14 protein-coding genes are annotated in these 17,804 nt (G+C 39.9%); 10 read left to right on the top strand and 4 right to left on the bottom strand.

All coding sequences use genetic code 11. The features are described from left to right. Nucleotides 1-144 precede the first annotated feature (144 nt). Nucleotides 145-3,171, bottom strand: coding sequence for an aminotransferase class III-fold pyridoxal phosphate-dependent enzyme (locus tag KO529_RS10185; protein ID WP_215947787.1), 3,027 nt, complete (start codon nt 3,169-3,171; stop codon nt 145-147). 196 nt (nt 3,172-3,367) lie between these two features. On the opposite strand from KO529_RS10185, the gene KO529_RS10180 reads away from it, so the two are divergent. From KO529_RS10180 to KO529_RS10135, 10 genes are all read left to right on the top strand, one after another. Next, nucleotides 3,368-4,633 carry a PQQ-dependent sugar dehydrogenase gene (locus KO529_RS10180; RefSeq protein WP_215947786.1) on the top strand — a complete coding sequence of 422 codons (1,266 nt, stop codon included), beginning with the start codon at nt 3,368-3,370 and terminating at the stop codon, nt 4,631-4,633. Nucleotides 4,634-5,039: 406 nt separating this feature from the next. Then, entirely contained in the window at nt 5,040-5,405 is a 366-nt protein-coding gene (locus tag KO529_RS10175) for a hypothetical protein (RefSeq protein ID WP_215947785.1), read from the top strand. 422 nt (nt 5,406-5,827) lie between these two features. Next, nucleotides 5,828-6,496 carry a dienelactone hydrolase family protein gene (locus KO529_RS10170; protein WP_215947784.1) on the top strand — a complete coding sequence of 223 codons (669 nt, stop codon included), beginning with the start codon at nt 5,828-5,830 and terminating at the stop codon, nt 6,494-6,496. After that, on the top strand, nt 6,489-7,115 hold the full coding sequence (locus KO529_RS10165; protein WP_215947783.1) for a phosphoribosyltransferase: 627 nt from the start codon (nt 6,489-6,491) through the stop codon (nt 7,113-7,115). The genes KO529_RS10170 and KO529_RS10165 overlap by 8 nt, the downstream gene beginning before the upstream one ends. A 238-nt stretch (nt 7,116-7,353) precedes the next feature. Next, nucleotides 7,354-8,334, top strand: coding sequence for a TRAP transporter substrate-binding protein (locus tag KO529_RS10160; RefSeq protein WP_215947782.1), 981 nt, complete (start codon nt 7,354-7,356; stop codon nt 8,332-8,334). Nucleotides 8,335-8,338: 4 nt separating this feature from the next. Continuing rightward, complete coding sequence (locus tag KO529_RS10155) at nt 8,339-8,803, top strand: TRAP transporter small permease (RefSeq protein ID WP_215947781.1); 465 nt, start codon at nt 8,339-8,341, stop codon at nt 8,801-8,803. Beyond that, nucleotides 8,800-10,074, top strand: a complete 1,275-nt coding sequence (locus KO529_RS10150; protein WP_215947780.1) for a TRAP transporter large permease — start codon at nt 8,800-8,802, stop codon at nt 10,072-10,074. The genes KO529_RS10155 and KO529_RS10150 overlap by 4 nt, the downstream gene beginning before the upstream one ends. Nucleotides 10,075-10,230: 156 nt before the next feature. Then, nucleotides 10,231-11,274 (top strand): Gfo/Idh/MocA family oxidoreductase, encoded by a 1,044-nt coding sequence (locus KO529_RS10145; protein WP_215947779.1) that lies wholly within the window; start codon nt 10,231-10,233, stop codon nt 11,272-11,274. A gap of 320 nt (nt 11,275-11,594) precedes the next feature. Continuing rightward, the gene (locus KO529_RS10140; RefSeq protein WP_215947778.1) at nt 11,595-13,040 is read left to right on the top strand and encodes a tagaturonate reductase; all 1,446 of its coding nucleotides are present in this window, start codon (nt 11,595-11,597) and stop codon (nt 13,038-13,040) included. Nucleotides 13,041-13,074: 34 nt separating this feature from the next. Further along, complete coding sequence (locus KO529_RS10135; RefSeq protein ID WP_215947777.1) at nt 13,075-14,685, top strand: UxaA family hydrolase; 1,611 nt, start codon at nt 13,075-13,077, stop codon at nt 14,683-14,685. A gap of 63 nt (nt 14,686-14,748) precedes the next feature. Here KO529_RS10135 and KO529_RS10130 read toward each other — a convergent pair whose 3' ends face one another. The 3 genes from KO529_RS10130 to KO529_RS10120 form a co-directional block, all read right to left on the bottom strand. Next, nucleotides 14,749-15,786 carry a LacI family DNA-binding transcriptional regulator gene (locus KO529_RS10130; protein ID WP_215947776.1) on the bottom strand — a complete coding sequence of 346 codons (1,038 nt, stop codon included), beginning with the start codon at nt 15,784-15,786 and terminating at the stop codon, nt 14,749-14,751. A 287-nt stretch (nt 15,787-16,073) separates the two neighbouring features. Then, on the bottom strand, nt 16,074-16,781 hold the full coding sequence (locus KO529_RS10125) for a LytR/AlgR family response regulator transcription factor (RefSeq protein ID WP_215947775.1): 708 nt from the start codon (nt 16,779-16,781) through the stop codon (nt 16,074-16,076). Next, a complete protein-coding gene (locus tag KO529_RS10120; RefSeq protein ID WP_252734365.1) occupies nt 16,778-17,794 on the bottom strand; it encodes a sensor histidine kinase in 1,017 nt (338 codons plus the stop codon). The genes KO529_RS10125 and KO529_RS10120 overlap by 4 nt, the downstream gene beginning before the upstream one ends. Between the last annotated feature and the right edge of the window lie 10 nt (nt 17,795-17,804).

Genomic DNA, 17,804 nt, shown 5'->3' with positions numbered 1-17,804 from the left:
TATTCTGACGTTCCTTATATAATATAATTACCATAAAAACGTCTCAAGAGTTCCCTCCCCTTGGGGGAGAGCCTGCCCGACTTTAGGCGGGGCTAGCGTGGGGACTTATACGAAGCGATTGATCTGTGAATACCTAATATTTGTTTACAATGTCATAAAATCTTCGGCCAAAATCTTTCCGAGGTAAAAAACAAGTTCCTCTGCATTTTCCTGGGAAAAGACCATTGGGGGTTTAATTTTAAGAACGTTGTGGTCCGGACCATCAGTACTCATAAGAATACCATGGTCTTTCATACGGTTGGCCAAATAATCGGTCTTATTTGCCAAAGGTTCCTTTTTACCGTTCACCAACTCGATCCCCAAGAAAAGACCTTGGCCCCTTACATCCCCAATAATTGGAAAATCTAATGCCAAAGCCATGAGTTCCTTTTTTAAATAGGTTCCAACCTCCAAGGCATGTGCCTGCAACTTCTCACGTTTCACCACTCTCAAGACTTCTGCACCAATGGCACAGGATACGGGATTACCCCCAAAGGTGTTGAAATATTCCATACCATTGGCAAATTTTTCGGCCACATCACGGGTGCAGGCTACGGCAGCTAAAGGGTGTCCGTTGCCCAAAGGTTTCCCCATGGTCACAATATCGGGTACCACCCCATGCATTTGGAAGCCCCAAAAGGTACTGCCCATACGGCCACAACCCACTTGTACCTCATCAGAAATACAGAGTCCGCCCGCTTCCCTAACATATTGATAGGCTTTTGCCAAAAATCCCTCTGGCAACTCTATCTGTCCCCCACAGCTAATAATGGGCTCGATGATAAAGGCCCCTACTCCCCTGCCCTTTGTATGAATCTTATCTATTTGTACCTTAACCTCCTCTGCATAATGCTCTCCAGTATTTTCCCCTTGGTACTTTCCCCTATAGGCATCGGGAAGTGGAAAAATATGGGTATGTTCCGGAGCGCCCTTGCCTCCTTTGCCATCAAACTTATAAGAACTGATATCGATACACATATTGGTATTTCCGTGATAGCCTACTTCAGAGGCAATGATGTCGCGCTGACCGGTAGCGGCCTTTATCATCCTGATAGCCAACTCATTGGCCTCACTACCAGAGTTAACAAAATGGAGCACACTTAATTTTGGTGGCAAGGTCTCCAACAACTCTTTGGCCAGCTCATTGATGTTTTCATGCAGATAGCGACTATTGGTATTGATCAAGGCCATTTGTTCCTGCCCTGCCTTTACTACCGCTGGATGTTCATGTCCCACATGGGCCACATTGTTTACGGTATCTAAATACTTTCTACTATATTGGTCCATTAGGTACTGCCCTGCCCCACGTACCATTTTTATGGGCACCTTGTATTGCAGGCTTAAACTTTTGCCCAAATGTTGTTTTCTATAGTCTATGATTTCTGAATTGGAGGAAGTTTTCCTCCCCACAAGCCCCTTGGTCTTAAACAAAAGGTTGGGATCTGGACAAAGACTTTTCCATACGGCAATCTGGCTATAGTAAGCCACTCCCGGAAAGTCAATCTTATATTGCAGCATGGACAACATAATCTGAAAATGCAGATGTGGGGCCCAATTGCCATTCTCTGGCCAATTCCCCAAAATGCCTATGACATCGCCTGCCTTTAAGTAGGTGCCAACCTTATTCCGGGTAGCACTTGCAACTGACAAATGTCCGTAAAGTGTGTAATACTCAAAACCTTCCCCTTGATGTTTTAAAATGACCAATCCACCATATTCCTTATCCCCTTCATCATTAACAGCAGTAACCACTTCCCCATCAAAAAGAGCATGCACGGCAGTATTGGCCGGCAACCAAAAATCCACTCCCAAATGAATACTCCTACTCTCCCTTCCGTTGTTCCCTATTTTATCATAGGAGGATGTAGTGTAAATGGGCCTCGGCTCCAGATATCCTCCAGCCAATATTTTGGAAGGATATTGCCCTTGCAACTTTTTGAGTTTATATTGAAAATAATCCAGGTCATTAAAGTCTTTTTCATGCCCTAACCAATTACTGGAAACGCTCAAATCCAGAGTATGAACTTCATTAAACCCTATATTGGGGAATAGCCTTTCTAAAGAAAAGGTTTGCCTTTGGGACCAAACCTTGAATTTTTCCTCCCCGGGATGGGCAGTAAATCCACAAGCCTCCCTAAAACTATAGTGTGCAAAATCGGTATTTATATCCTTCCATTTTCGCAATAACTCCCATGCCGGTTTTTCACTGATCAAAAGATAGGTATTGTCCGGTTCCTTCTTTTTATTGATGGCCGACTTGGTCACGGATATCACCAAACGCATTGCGATGGCCATATACAAATGCTCCAGTTCGCTTTCTAACAATGGAAAGGAATTGTTGTAGCCCCTAACAATAGGCAAAGCCGCCTGAAGCGGATCATTGTGGTGCATAATGGCGTAGGCACAGACTACGGCCAAATCATTGATTATTTGAGTATAAACAGAATCCCCGAAATCTATGGCACAAACTACCTTGGGAGCCATTAGATCTGGGGAAACAATTACATTATTGTCGTTGGCATCGTTATGAACCACAGCCTGCCTTAGGTTGTCATAACCGGGTTGTGCCAGATGAAATTGGTCCTGAAAACAGGAAATGACTTCTTTGTCCCCATTACTAAAGAGGTCCAGATATTCAGTGGTCCAATCCCCTTCTGCTATATCCCAAACAAATTTCCGATGGGCCTCTGGATGGTCAAAACCCTGCAAGGCATATGTTAATTTTCCACAATGCTCTCCCAAGCTGTAGCGAAGATCATCCAATTGCGGGTTTACACCACTCCAAACCCTACCGGCTATCCAAGACAACAGTCGCACTTTCCTGATTAGACCTGAATCGTCCTTAGTCTCCGAAATCAAGCTCCCATTCTTATCCGGAATTACGCTGGGAACAGTTAAATCAGAACCGCTTTTTGCGATATACTGCAACAGTTTCTGCTGAAAATCCAAATAATCCGCGTTCTCGTCCGGACGGGATATTTTTAGGATATAGGCTTTCCCGTCGGTTGCATCAATTTTAAAATTAAAATCGATTTCCCCTGGCAATGGTTTGGCCGTACCTTGAATGTTTAAATTTTCAATCGCAATATTGATAGCTTGATCCGCAGTAATTCGAATTTTATTGTACTCCATTAGCTTGGTTCCTTTTTCCTATACGCTCCTATGAACAAATTATCCAACAACCAAAATAAGCATATTATTTTCACCAAACCATTAGGACAAAGAATTAATACACTTGTATATCTAAGGCCAAATTTGGGTTTTTTACCAAAAAATAAGATTGATATACTATCTTTAGCCCTTGATCCAACCAAACTAAAATTTATTCATGAAGAACACAGTTTCCTTCCCTGTATTTAAGTCATTATCCATGATTGTTTTGCTGGGGGCACTTACTACCCAATGCAAGCAGAAATCTGAAAAAAAAGCAGAACCCATCAATGAAACCAATATAGTGGTCCCTGATGGATTTTCCATTGAACTGGTGGCCAAGGATTTGGGGAATCTAAGACATATGACCGTCTCAAAAAATGGGGATATCTACGCAAATAGATCCAAACTAAAAGACGAAAAGGCTATTGTTTTATTAAAGGATAGCGATCAAGACGGAAAAATTGATGTAGAACAACCATTTGGCAATCTCCCTGGAACAGGCATTTTGATTAAAAATGGTTATTTATATACCTCCTCCAATTCTGGGGTCTATCGCTATAAATTAAATGAAAAGGAAGAAATTATCGATATTGAAAATCCAGAAAATATAGTGGACGGATTGGCGGACAAGGGCCGTGACAATGCAAAATCATTTGTAATGGACGATAATGCCAACATTTATGTCACTATAGGCTCCTGGAACGATTCCTGTCGTGAAGAGGGTACCGGAAAAGGTATTATGCCCTGTGCTATTCTGGATTCCGCTGGGGGAATATGGCAATTTAAGGCCGATAAATTAAATCAATCCTTCGCTGATGGTAAACGCTATGCTACCGGAGTCAAAAATGCAGTGGGTACCGCTTGGAATCACAAGACCAACTCCTTATTCGCGGTCGTTCATGGCAGGGGAGCTTTCCATGATTTTTATCCTGAATACTATACCGCCAAGCACAGTGAGGAACTTCCTGCAGAAACTCTATATGAGCTTCAGGATGGTGACGATGCTGGTTGGCCATATATCTATTACGATCAGTTTAAGAAGAAGAATATCCTTGCACCGGAATATGGGGGCGACGGTGAAAAAACAGGAAGTGAAAACGCTATAGAACCTATAATGGCATTCCCGGCGCATTTGGCTCCCAACGACCTACTTTTTTACACAGGAACCATGTTCCCGGAAAAATATAGGAATGGTGCTTTTATTGCTTTCCACGGACAGTCCCCGGAGCTAAAAAAAGGATATTTCGTAGCCTTCGTTCCTTTTAAGGATGGCAAGCCAAATGGAAATTGGGAAATTTTTGCGGATAACTTTTCCGGCATCGACCTCGCAAATCCCAGTGGCCCAATTCAGCACAGACCTTGTGGATTGGCACAAGGGCCTGATGGCGAATTGTATGTAAGTGAAGATTTAAACGGAACCATATACAAAATTACCTATTGATCATCTCGATAGTACCCTAAACTATCACTTGTAGCTATTTCTCAAAGTGATAGAGAAGCTATTGACCTAAAAGGGCAATATTCCGTTAATGTAGTATTTAATTAATAAAAATCCCTTAAGACGTTTTTCTATAGGGATTTTTTTTACCCAATTCCCAATCATCCAATAAACTCTAACTATTGGAATAGAGCATTTTAGCATGGGATTCAAACAATTTACAATTTCGCCATCCTTCAATTACAAAGATATCGGTGGATTCCACCAAACAACCTTTGTAAAATTACCTGCTCTATAATTAAACATTTGTAAGGTCCGATTTATGAAAATCTTAAGAAAATAAATATTCCATAATTATTATTTTTAGACGGTAAAAATGATTAAACAATTAAAAAACACCTGTAAAACTATGAAAACAGTATTAACAGCACTTTATTTTTTTTGCGGTATGACGTTACTGCAGGCATCAACAACAACAAACGAAATTGATGATTTGGAAGTTGGTTCGGTATTAATGATTGGAAGTCCTTCAGCAAATCTGTATGAACATATAGAAGTGCCAAGGATGAATTTTATCATTAAGAAAGGGGGAATCCCAAACTACAAAACACTTTTCCAAAGCAAAGTGATCGTTTCTAAAATGAAAGTGATGCCAGATGGCAGTAAGGTAGTGCACCTAAAGCGACAAAACGGAAAGCGCTTTTTTAATAGCCATAGCTATATAAAGGCCAAACTTAAAGAAGCTATTGACACAGAAGAGCTGGTCAGACTTTAGTCGGCACGTATAGCGCTTAGGTTTCCAAAACTTAATAGTGCGGCAAAGCTAAAAGCATTCTTATTTAAATTAAAAACCCTTATTCCTAAGGGTTTTTTTCTTTTTGGAATAAAATACATGGTAATTCTATAACATCTTTTCCATAAACAAATTTATTCCTAAACTTAAAGCGTGTCGGACAAACAGTCCCACTACGGAACCCAAAGGCCTTAATCCCCAACGGTATTGGCATATGACCTATATCATTGTTTTACCTATATAATTACTCTACTTTAATAATTGTCGGTAAAGCCGACAACTATTTTTCCCAATCCAAAAAGACCGCCATCTGGGCCGTAAAATTGTTGTGAACGAAAGTTGGTGTGTTTGGGAATAATTCCTGAAACATCCCCTAAGAGTACTCAATCCATAATAGTATTATAATGTTAGAAAAAGAAAAAAATAACGCCATTGCCATTCCTCTAAATCAACTAACATTAAAGGCTAATTTGTACATCCCTGAAAATGCCAAGGGTTTGGTCATATTCTCCCACGGTAGTGGTAGCAGTAGGCTTAGCCCCAGAAATAATTTCATTGCCAACATACTTAATCAACAGGGACTGGCTACCTTATTGCTCGACTTATTGACCGAAAGCGAAGACGAAAACTACGAAACCCGGTTCAATATTGACCTATTGACCCAACGCTTGATAGCAGCAACAAAATGGGTACAACTACAAAAAGAAACAAAGAGTCTTTCCTTGGGCTATTTCGGGGCCAGTACCGGGGCGGCATCGGCCATAGGAGCGGCCGCCTTTTTTAAGGATGATATAAAGGCCATTGTCTCCAGGGGTGGAAGACCAGACCTTGCCTTAGACGAAATACCCGAGGTTACAGCTTCAACCTTATTTATTGTTGGTGGAAAGGATTCGGCAGTCCTGGAATTAAATATCAAGGCCTATGCTAAAGTGGAATGTGAAAAAAAATTTGAAACCATACCAGGGGCAAGCCATCTTTTTGAGGAACCAGGAAAGCTGGAAAAGGTGGCCGAACTCTCCGCAACCTGGTTTAAGAAATGGCTGATAACTAAAAAACCTATAAAAAATGTTTAAGGACAGAATCGATGCCGGGCTGCAGTTAGCAAACAAGTTAATTTCATATAAAGACAGAGAGAACGTTGTTGTTTTGGCAATCCCTAGGGGCGGATTACCCTTGGGGGCCATTGTGGCCAAATCACTTAACGCAAGATTGGATGTTGCCCTTTCCAAAAAAATTGGTCATCCTTTCAACAAGGAATTTGCAATCGGGGCTCTTAACCTCAACAATATTATCCTAGACGATAACATTGAAATTTCTATCGCTTATATAGAGAAAGAAAAGAAACGTCTTCGCGAAAAGCTAAGAAAAAGACAAGCCCAATATTTTAAAAATAGATCTCCCATAGCCTTAAAGGATAAAATTGTAATCATAATCGACGACGGAATAGCCACAGGCAATACAATACGGGTCACCGCCCAGCTGGTCTATGACCAAAAGCCGCAAAAAATAATAATTGCCATACCTGTGGCTCCCAAATCAACAGTACAAAAATTAAATGCCGCTCCCTATATAAGCGAAGTAGTATGCTTGGAGACACCCTTTAATTTTCAGGCCGTAGGACAGTTTTATATGGATTTTGATCAGGTGTCCGACGAAGAAGCCATTAAAATATTGGAAGATTTTGATGCATAATTAAGGTTATAAGCGCTGGTCCAAACACTTATTCCTGCACTTCATCAAGAAGAAATAGTCCTTAGTACCAGTATTAATTCATAATTATTGATTGACTTGCCAAAAGATTCTCTCTGAATTCAAGAAATTTTATTTTTCCTATTTGTCCCCATGTAACTTTTATGGCTGTTAAAACTAAATAGTTATATTTATAAGGAATAATCAATTTAGGACCAATACCATGATAAATCCATTTCGGATGGCCCGTTTCCTTGCTACATTAATAATCCTTTTTTTCTCCATATTCCTCTTCACCCAATGTGAAACACAAAAAAAAGAACCCGAGTTTTTAATGCGGACCGCTCTATTGGTCAATGAAGACCATGCCTGGTTCAAAGCCTTTGCCTATTTTGCAGAAATTGTGGAAGAACGTTCCAATGGGCGCATCAAGGTGGAGCTGTACCCCTCGGAACAATTGGCCAAAGAGATCGAGGCCATTCGACTGATCCAGGCCGAAGTTATCGATATGACCACCACCGGGTCTACCTTGACCAATTGGTTTGAAGTGGCTACATTCTGCGAGTTACCCTTTTTAATGAAGGATTCCACTGATATGAATCGCTATATTAATGGTCCCGTCGGGAAATTAATGGAAGAGGAAATGATTAAAAAGGCAGGCTTACGCGCTCTTGGCCATTTTGAACGTGGGCCACGGCATTTAACCTCGAATAGACCAATACGCCATCCGGACGATCTAAAAGGACTTATCATTAGGGTACCCAATGTCCCCGCATTTGTAACCACTTGGAGCGCTCTCGGTGCCAAACCAACTCCCATGGCGTTTTCCGAAGTGTTTACTTCACTACAACAGGGCACTATCGAAGCCCAGGAAAATCCCTTCGCCATGATCCATAACGCAGGTTTCTCCGAGGTACAGAAATACCTCAACCTAACAGGACATGTTATTAGTTGGGTGTACCCCGTAGTGGGTGAAAAGCAATTTCAGAAGCTGCCCCCAGACCTTCAGGAAATTTTTCTACAGGCAGGGAAAGAAATGCAAGCCTATGAACACCAGCTCTATCTTGAAAACGAAAAGAATGTACAGGAGGAATTAAAGGCTGAGGGCATGCAATTTATAGAAGTGGACAAAGAAGCCTTTGCAAAAAAAAGTGAGAAAGCTATTTATGAAAGCCTCTCTCCCGAAATACAAAAAATATATCGAGAACTTAAAAAAGACTAAAACGATGTTAAATAAAACCATTGGCCGCCTGCTTAAAATGGGGACCTTATTAAGTACATATGGCCTGTTGTTTACTGTGCTGCTTCAAATAATCTGTCGTTTTACTCCCATTAACACCCCACCTTGGACAGAGGAGGCCTCACGTCTTTTCTTTATTTATGCCATGTCGTTCGCCGCAGGTCTGGCCATGAAGAATGAATTTTACGTGCATTTGGACATGTTTTACGAGCGTTTTCCAGAAAGGATCAAAAAAACATTAAACTTGGCAGTACCCTCAATTACCCTAATTCTTTTTGTGGTTATGGCCATATACGCCATTAAATTCGTGATTTTGGGAATACCTGAAAAATCCCCTAGTATGGGCTTCAATATGGGTATAGCCTTCTTTAGCATCTTTATAATGTCTACATCAATAAGTTATTATCTCCTTAGAAAAATTATGAAAATTATGAAAAATTCTAGACCATGATTTGGATACTCGTTGTCGTTTTTATTCTTGGTCTGATACTTCGCTTTCCTATTGCCTTTGCCTTGGGACTTGCCTGTTTAAGCTATTTGGTTATCAAAGGGGTTCCTTTGATCATTGTACCCATGAAAATGTACTCGGGCATAGATGTCTTTGTACTGCTCAGTGTTCCTGGATTTATACTTGCTGGAAATCTGATGAACCAAGGTGGGCTCACTGAAAAAATAATTAAGTTCTGCAACCATCTTTTAGGTCATATTCGCGGTGGACTTTCCTTGGTCAATATTGGTGCTTCAATGCTTTTTGCAGGAATTTCCGGTACGGCCATTTCGGATACGGCCAGTATGGGCTCCATTATGATCCCTGCTATGAAAAAGGAAGGTTACGATACGGACTTTTCATGTGCTGTTACAGCAGCTTCCTCCACCATAGGGCCCATAATTCCCCCCAGCGTGCCCATGATCATCGCCGCAACCTTGAGCGGCCTGTCCGTAGGGAAATTGTTTTTGGCAGGAGCACTCCCTGGATTGTTATTGGGCGTTGGTCTTATGTTTACCGCCTATTTTATATCCAAGCGAAAAAAATACCCAAAACATAAGCGCAGTAGCCTAAGGGATGTAGCACGCAGTTTTGTGGATACCTTTTGGTCGTTGTTGATGACCTTTATTATCCTATATGGAATTGTGGGCGGAATATTTACGCCAACTGAGGCCTCGATTATCGCTGTAGTCTATGCTATGATTATTGGCAAATTCGTGTATAAAAAATTGAATTTGAAAAACACACAGGTCATTATCCTGGACAGCATGAAGACTTCGGCCTCCCTTATGGTCTTGGTGGGTTTTGCCAACCTTTTTGGCTATATCTTGATTACAGAGCAAATTCCACAAGAGATATCCAAGGAAATCTTGGGGTTTTCGGACAATAAATATGTAGTCTTACTTCTGATCAATCTGCTATTGATCGTGGTAGGCACCTTTATGGAGACCATTGCCGCCTTATTGATACTTTTTCCAATCCTTTTAAAAGTGGCGGTTGCCGTGGATGTGGACCCGATCCACTTTGCCGTGATAGCCGTTCTCAATTTAATTATAGGATTAACAACTCCTCCTGTGGGGGTTTGCCTTTTTGTGGCTTCCAGTATTGGAAAAATTTCCATTGGTGCAGTAAGTAAAGCTGGTCTACCATTTTTGTTGGTAAGCTTTTTGGTGCTGATTTTAGTTACGTTATTTCCGTGGTTCTCCTTAGCATTGCCAAACTTGTTTATCGATTGATTTTTAAACAGTCAGATAAGGTTCAAACCTTGTTTTAAAATTGAAGGAAAATTGATATTTCAGGCCCCTAAATGAAACATAAAATTTTTACAAAGGATAATTTCTTAGTCGGTTATTATCTAAAACCTATAAATTAATATACTTAAAATTAAGCCTATGAAACCCATAAATACAGCCTTATGCTCTTTTGGAATGAGTGGATTCGTTTTTCACGCCCCCTTCATTGAAGTACATCCCGGATTTAATTTATACGGAGTTTGGGAGAGAACCAAGAACAACGCCCAGGCCAAATATCCAAATATAAAAACCTTCCGCACCTTGGAGGAATTGTTGGCAGATAAAAATATAGAATTGGTAGTGGTAAATACACCAAGTGTAACGCATTATGATTTTACCAAACAGGCCATAAATTCAGGGAAAAACGTAATTGTAGAAAAGCCCTTTACGGCTACCGTAGCACAGGCGGAAGAATTGATCCAATTGGCCAAGGAGAAAAAGGTAACACTTTCTGTGTATCACAATAGAAGATATGACAGTGATTTTAAGACGGTAAAAAAAGTAATGGATGAGGGCTGGCTAGGAAATATTGTAGAGGCGGAAATCCATTATGATCGTTATGACCCAGGGCTGAGTTACAAGGTTCATAAGGAAATACCCACGGCCGCCGTTGGAAGTATATATGACTTGGGTTCACATTTGATAGATCAGGCTTTGATGTTGTTTGGTATGCCAAATGCCGTCTTCGGTGATCTGGACACCTTTCGCCCCAATTCCAAAGTAGGGGATTATTTTGATGTAAAATTGTTCTATAACAACCATAGGGTAATATTGAAATCCAGCTATTACGTTCGTGAGGCTTTGCCTGGAAATATTCTTCACGGAACCAAAGGCTCTTTTATAAAATCCAAAGCCGATGTACAGGAGGCTGCCCTTCAGGCAGAAAAAACACCAGGTACACAAAACTGGGGAGCAGAACCGGAAAAAGAAAAAGGAATGTTGCATACAGAAAAGGATGGTAAAATTATCAAGGAATACGTCCCAACTTTAAATGGGGACTATATGGCGTATTACGAAGGTATCTACCAAGCTTTAAGAAATAACAAGTCGGTCCCAGTCTCCGCAACAGACGGCATGAACGTTATAAAAATAATCGAGGCGGCTCTGAAAAGCAACAAGGAAAAGAGGGTCGTGGAATTATAGATGGGAACTGATTTTGAAATAGGAATTAACTGCCTCCGTTAAATACACTGGTGTTGAAAAGACCCAAGAGCGACAATCAAGTCCTGTGGACAGTTGGCACTTGGGAAGAGCCTCAAGCTAAATACCTTTTATTTTCTTGGCTCAAATCACCTTAAATCAAAATAAAACTATTAGAACCAAGATGGAAAAAATTGGATATAAAATAATTTCCACTACATTTGTGCAATCGATTACATTATTGCATGGATATGATTATAAAAGCTTAAGTGCATCCAATAGGATAATCGGTTCAAGACATAATAACATTTTAAAAAAGTAATATGCAACCATTAAACAGAAAAAACACCAATTTAGAGTCGACCCCACCAATTAAGATCGTACAATTTGGGGAAGGAAACTTTTTAAGGGCATTTGTGGATTTTGCTTTCCAAAAATTAAATCAGAAAGCTAATTTTGATGCCGGGATTGCGGTGGTCCAACCTATTGAAAAAGGTTTGGTAAAAATGCTTAATGAGCAAGATGGACTTTATACCCTGTTTTTGAAAGGAATACAGAAAGGTAAGGAAATACAGCATAAAGAGCTTATTACCAATATTGTAAAAGGTATTGACCCTTACAGCAATTTCAAGGACTACTTAAGTTTGGCCAAGGAAGAGGAACTTCAGTTTATTATTTCCAATACTACGGAAGCCGGTATAGCTTATGTTGCCACAGACACATTGGATATGCAGCCACCAAGTTCATTTCCCGCTAAATTAACGGTGCTATTGTATGAACGTTTCAAACATTTTAAAGGCGATGCCAATAAAGGCCTAACTATAATTCCTTGTGAGCTAATCAATTATAATTCTGATACACTCAAGGAAATAGTATTGAAATACTCCGATGACTGGAAACTGGGCCAAGACTTTAAAACCTGGCTTACCACAAATTCCACATTCCATAACACCTTGGTAGACCGTATAGTACCGGGATACCCAAAGGATGAAATTGAAGATTACAATGCCCAACTATCCTATAAGGACAATTTAATAGTAGCTGCGGAAACATTTCTACTTTGGGTCATTGAAGGAGAGGATAAGCTTAAAGAAAAATTACCTTTTCATAAAACGGATCTGGACGTTAAGATTGTAAAGGATATGCAGCCCTATAGAACTAGGAAGGTCCGAATATTAAACGGTGCACATACCTCAATGGTACCATTTTCCCTTTTATATGGGAATACAACGGTAAAACAAACCGTGGATAACGCCTTTACCGGCAAGTTTGTGAATGATGCCATTTTTAATGAAATAAACCATACGCTTCCTATGGGAAAAGAAGAGCTGGACAGCTTTGCGGAAGAGGTTTTAGACCGATTTAGAAATCCGTTTATTATTCATAACTTATCCAGTATTGCGTTAAATTCAATTTCAAAATTTAAGGTGAGGGTATTGCCAAGCTTATTGGAATACATAGACATCCACAAAAAATTACCAACAAACCTAACCTTCGCCTTCGCGGCCTTAATCCGATTTTATAAGGGAACCTGGAAGGGCGCGGATTTACCAGTAAATGATAGTGCTGACATAGTGGAGGCATTTGCACAAATCTGGAAATCCAATAATTATTTGGAAATCGCCAAAAAAACCTTGAGCAATACATCGTATTGGGGGGAGGACTTAACCCAGGTGGAAAATCTCACCGAAGCAGTTGCCCTAGCTTTGGAAGAAATTGATGCAAATGGTATTGAAGTAGGCTTTGCCAATTACAGTAAAAGGTTTTAAACCATTAGAGTAAAACTTATAAGAGGAAGATAAAATGAAAAGTAAAATTATAAAGGTAAATTCATCGGACAACGTTGCAGTTGCTTTGGTTAATTTAAAGGCAGGGGAAGTAATATCATTTGAAGGTGAGGAAATTACTGTGATATCCGATATCAAATTAAAGCATAAAATTGCCCTGCAAAAATTTGAATCCGGAGACCTTATCTTTATGTACGGTGTACTCGTAGGAAGCGCCAATGGTGTCATAGAAAAAGGAGATGTTTTAACTACAGAAAATGTTAAGCACCAGAGCGAAAAAGTTTTTGGAAAAACGGAAACCATAGGTTGGACCGCCCCCAATGTGGAGAAGTGGAAGGATCGAACATTCTTAGGGTACCATCGTGAAGACGGACAGGTAGGTACCGAAAATGTATGGCTATTTTTCCCCTTGGTTTTTTGTGAAAACAGGAACATCGAAATCTTAAAGGAAGTTTTTGAAAAGGAGCTTTTAAAACAAAAAGTGAATCCACATCAAATGTTGCTTCGTTCCTTGGTGAACAACACTGCGGAAGAAGCTTCCGTTGAAAACAATTCCAGTAATGTATTTGACAATATTGATGTAAAATTTATAACCCACCCAGGGGGTTGTGGCGGCATAAGGCAAGATTCCGAAAGTTTGGCCAAATTACTGGCAGGCTATGTAAATAACCCAAATGTGGCTGGCGCCACCGTATTGAGCTTGGGTTGCCAAAACCTTCAAATAAGTGTTTTTAAAGAAGCTTTGCACACCATAAATCCCAACTTGAACAAACCTGTACTCATATTTGAACAACAGCAAATGGGTACGGTGGATGAGATGTTATCGGCCATTGTCAAAGAGTCCTTTGAAGCCATTAAAAAGGCCAATAATGCAGTACGTAGACCTGCTCCGTTGTCCAAATTACGGGTTGGCCTGGAATGTGGGGGATCGGATGGATTTTCAGGTATATCCGCAAATCCCACCTTGGGGGCCGTTTCAGATTTATTGGCAGCACTTAATGGTACGGCCATACTATCAGAATTTCCGGAACTATGTGGTGTAGAACAGGAATTGGTAAATAGATGTGTTGAAGACGATAAGGGCCAGAAGTTTCTAAAGTTAATGAAGGCCTACGAAAAATCTGTTGTAGACGCAGGTTCTGGTTTTGACATGAACCCTTCGCCAGGAAATATTAAGGACGGCTTAATTACCGATGCCATGAAATCTGCAGGAGCTGCCAAGAAAGGAGGCACCTCCCCTATTCAAGATGTTTTGGATTATGGCGAATACATTACCAAACCCGGCCTTAACCTATTGTGTACTCCCGGAAACGATGTGGAAAGTACTACGGCCATGGTAGGTTCAGGTGCCAACATAGTTCTGTTTACTACAGGATTGGGAACACCAACAGGAAATCCTATTGCTCCTATTATTAAAGTATCCTCCAATACGGAACTAATGGAAAGAATGCCCGATATTATTGATATTGAAACCGGAGCGGTAATACGGGGTGAAAAAACGATTGAAGAAATGGCAGGAGAAATGTTGGACTTTATAATCGAAGTGGCCAGTGGAAAAATTCAGACCAAAGCCAAATTATTAAATCAAAATGATTTTATTCCTTGGCGTAGAGGAGTGTCTTTATAATATTTGTTAGACAATTGCCCTAATTATAAAATAATGGAAGGTTGAAGAATTTAAATAATTTCTTTAACCTTCTTTCTGTTTTAATGAAGATTTTCTAATAATCAGTTGGGGTGTCAACACCACGTTTTTGGTTATTTTAGTGTCCTCAGTATTGCTTACTTCTTCCAAAAAAACCTGAGCGGCGGTTCTTCCCATTTCCAGCGGAAATTGATCAACAGTCGTAATGGTAGTAAGTTCCATAAATCTGGTAAAGGGTTCATTGGAAAAACCTACTACGCAAATATCCTCGGGAATATTAAGTCCACTTTCCTTAATTTCCTGAATAGCTCCCAAAGCAGCGAAATCGCTTGAAGAAAATATAGCGTCTGGTGGAGTTTTCATATCCAAAAGATGGCGGGCAGCTCTTCTGCCATCAAGAACGTTACTCTGTGTCTCAATGACCAAGCTTTCATCAAAATCAATTCCATTATCAGCCAAGGCCTGCTTATAACCCAAATATCTATTCCTAAATATTTCAAAATTCCGATCGTTGGATAGGTGTGCTATACGCTTACAACCTTGGTCCAACAAATGTTTGGTAGCATCGTAACCACCTTTAAAATCATCAATGGTTACTGAACTGATACCTTTTATATCCTTCTTCCTATCAAAAAAGACCAAAGGCGTTTTTTTATTTTTTAGAAGTTTGTTAAACCCCTTATTTTCTTCCAGATTGGCATTGGAAATAGACATTAATATGCCATCCACCTGCACATTTACAAGCGAATTTATTTTTTCGTTTTCTATATGTTCCTGGTTGTGGGTCTGACAGATTATTACGTGGTAACCCTTAGGGTACAATTCTTCTTCAATACCACGTATAACCGATGAAAAGAAATTACTATCTATCCTTGGAACAATAACGCCTACATTATAACTCTTGCCGCTTTTAAGGGCCAAAGCCAACTTGTTCTGCTCATAATTCATTTCCAAGGCAGTCTCCAGAACCAGCTTGCGAGTATTTACACTTATTTTGGTATTGTTGTTCAGGGCCCTGGAAACGGTTGCAGCAGTGAGACCAAGTTTTGTCGCTATGTCGTATATGGTCGTTTTCTTTTTCATGAATTATCTAACTTGGTTCTTAAACAATATCACTATTGTTAGCTATTAATTGGGAACAAACTTAGTCCTAAACAGGCATAAAATTAAAGGAAATAAATGCAATAGGTGCGCATTCCTTTTCCCATCTTCTATTGGACCAGGCCTTCCTTTTAAAGAGCGTTTAGGTATAACCTTGGCAAGATATACTATTTTAACCATTAGATTGTAATCGATTGCAATTTAAGCTGAAGGTGTAATTTGGGAGCCATGATTAAGGAGCTTTAGGTACAATTGTCTATCCTTAACCCTTACTTCAAGTACTTTTCTACAAAATCTTCCTTAAAGGCGCGCCCAATAGGCACATACGTTTCCTTGTCAAAAATGATACGCTTTCCAGATACCTTCACAATTTGCCGTGTATTCACGATATAGGATTTATGTACCTGGGCAAACTGGTCCAATGGTAGGGTCTGCAACCAATACCTTAAGGAATGGGAGGTAAGATGTTTTTTTTCAGTGGTGAAAATTTCGGTATAGTCCGCTTCGGATTGGATATAAAAAATATCTGCAACTGCAATTTTAAGATGCTCGTAGCCCGACTTTATAAAAATCACCTCTGGAACTGTTTTCCTTTCCAAATCCCTTTCCGCGGTAGATCTTTGTAAATTAGGTGCAGGAACTTTGGAAACGGCCATTACGAAGCGTTCAAAAGAAAATGGTTTTAACAGGTAATCCGTCACTTGATATTCATAACTTTCAAGTGCGTATTCTGAAAAGGCCGTGGTTAATATCACATGAGGTTTCTTGTTCAAAGTCTTTAAAAAATCCATTCCCGAAATCTTGGGCAAATGGATATCCAAAAAAATAAGGTCTACCTCTTCCGCTTTTAGATAATCCATGGCCTTGAGGGCATCCGCGAAAGTAGCCTTGAGCTCCAAACTCTTCATTTCACCTATATACTTTTGTAGTACACGCTGTGCGGGCGGTTGGTCCTCTATGATTATGCAACGGATCATGCGCTTCCCTTATTAAGATCAATGTTCAACTTAACAGAATACGTGGTATCTGTTTCCTCAATTGATAAACTATGGGCTCCAGGATAAATAAGCCCTAGACGCTTTTTTACGTTCTGAAGACCTATGCCATGGGAAAGATCGTCAGTATTGGTTTCACGCCGAAAGGAATTGGAGCATTCAAATTGTAATAGGCCATTTTCAGATACTTGGATATCTACGCTGATAAAAATATCTTCTGATTGACTAGCGGTACTGTGCTTAAAGGAATTTTCCACAAATACGGTCAATATTAGCGGCGCAATTCGGTATCCGGACCCTATAATATCTGTTTTAAAATCTACGGTTCCCCTATTTTCAATCTGCAATTCGCTTAATTGGGTATAGTTTTTAAGGTGTTCTATCTCCTTGGTCAGTGGCACATATTTTTCCTTGCAGTCGTACAACATATACCTCAACACCGAAGAAAGTTCCAAAATAATGGTAGGTGTTTTTGGGGAATTATCAATGGCATAAGAGTAAAGATTGTTCAAATTGTTGAACAAAAAATGGGGATTGATCTGTGATTTTAAAAATTGCAGTTCATTTTCCTGTGCCGACATTTTTAACTTTTCTACTTCACTTTGGGAACTTATGGCATCCCAAGCAAACTTAAATCCCGACAAAATTCCAATTACCGGCAAAACATCGAAAACGGCATAATAAATCCCAGGAACAATTCTTGCTCTTTTGGTTCCTGGATAAAAAACCAGTTCCAAAAGCTCTTCGGCCCAAATCACACCAAACAACACCAAAACCACCAATCCCAAAAACTGCCAATATTTTTTTCGGTATAAAAATCTGGGCATTAGGAAGTAGGTAATAAAAGCGGCAAAAACGGTATAGACCAAAAAGAAAACCAGCTGGGCAAAGGTAATCCCCGGATTGTTCTTGTCGAAGGAATAGAAAAGCAGCACCAGGATATGGAGCACGACTTGAAAGAACAGTTCCTTCCTGGAAATCATGGCTTTTTTCATAATCCAAATC

The organism is Arenibacter algicola, assembly GCF_018860365.1.
Classification (GTDB): Bacteria; Bacteroidota; Bacteroidia; order Flavobacteriales; family Flavobacteriaceae; genus Arenibacter; species Arenibacter algicola_B.
The sequence above is the reverse complement of the archived record's forward strand: the minus strand, read 5'-3'. Positions and strand labels throughout refer to the sequence as shown.

What these genes read in the sequence shown, in the direction of transcription:
- KO529_RS10185 (WP_215947787.1), bottom strand. Translation starts at nt 3,171, where the DNA reads ATGGAGTACAATAAAATTCGAATTACTGCGGATCAAGCTATCAATATT.
- KO529_RS10180 (WP_215947786.1), top strand. Translation starts at nt 3,368, where the DNA reads ATGAAGAACACAGTTTCCTTCCCTGTATTTAAGTCATTATCCATGATT.
- KO529_RS10175 (WP_215947785.1), top strand. Translation starts at nt 5,040, where the DNA reads ATGAAAACAGTATTAACAGCACTTTATTTTTTTTGCGGTATGACGTTA.
- KO529_RS10170 (WP_215947784.1), top strand. Translation starts at nt 5,828, where the DNA reads ATGTTAGAAAAAGAAAAAAATAACGCCATTGCCATTCCTCTAAATCAA.
- KO529_RS10165 (WP_215947783.1), top strand. Translation starts at nt 6,489, where the DNA reads ATGTTTAAGGACAGAATCGATGCCGGGCTGCAGTTAGCAAACAAGTTA.
- KO529_RS10160 (WP_215947782.1), top strand. Translation starts at nt 7,354, where the DNA reads ATGGCCCGTTTCCTTGCTACATTAATAATCCTTTTTTTCTCCATATTC.
- KO529_RS10155 (WP_215947781.1), top strand. Translation starts at nt 8,339, where the DNA reads ATGTTAAATAAAACCATTGGCCGCCTGCTTAAAATGGGGACCTTATTA.
- KO529_RS10150 (WP_215947780.1), top strand. Translation starts at nt 8,800, where the DNA reads ATGATTTGGATACTCGTTGTCGTTTTTATTCTTGGTCTGATACTTCGC.
- KO529_RS10145 (WP_215947779.1), top strand. Translation starts at nt 10,231, where the DNA reads ATGAAACCCATAAATACAGCCTTATGCTCTTTTGGAATGAGTGGATTC.
- KO529_RS10140 (WP_215947778.1), top strand. Translation starts at nt 11,595, where the DNA reads ATGCAACCATTAAACAGAAAAAACACCAATTTAGAGTCGACCCCACCA.
- KO529_RS10135 (WP_215947777.1), top strand. Translation starts at nt 13,075, where the DNA reads ATGAAAAGTAAAATTATAAAGGTAAATTCATCGGACAACGTTGCAGTT.
- KO529_RS10130 (WP_215947776.1), bottom strand. Translation starts at nt 15,786, where the DNA reads ATGAAAAAGAAAACGACCATATACGACATAGCGACAAAACTTGGTCTC.
- KO529_RS10125 (WP_215947775.1), bottom strand. Translation starts at nt 16,781, where the DNA reads ATGATCCGTTGCATAATCATAGAGGACCAACCGCCCGCACAGCGTGTA.
- KO529_RS10120 (WP_252734365.1), bottom strand. Translation starts at nt 17,794, where the DNA reads ATGAAAAAAGCCATGATTTCCAGGAAGGAACTGTTCTTTCAAGTCGTG.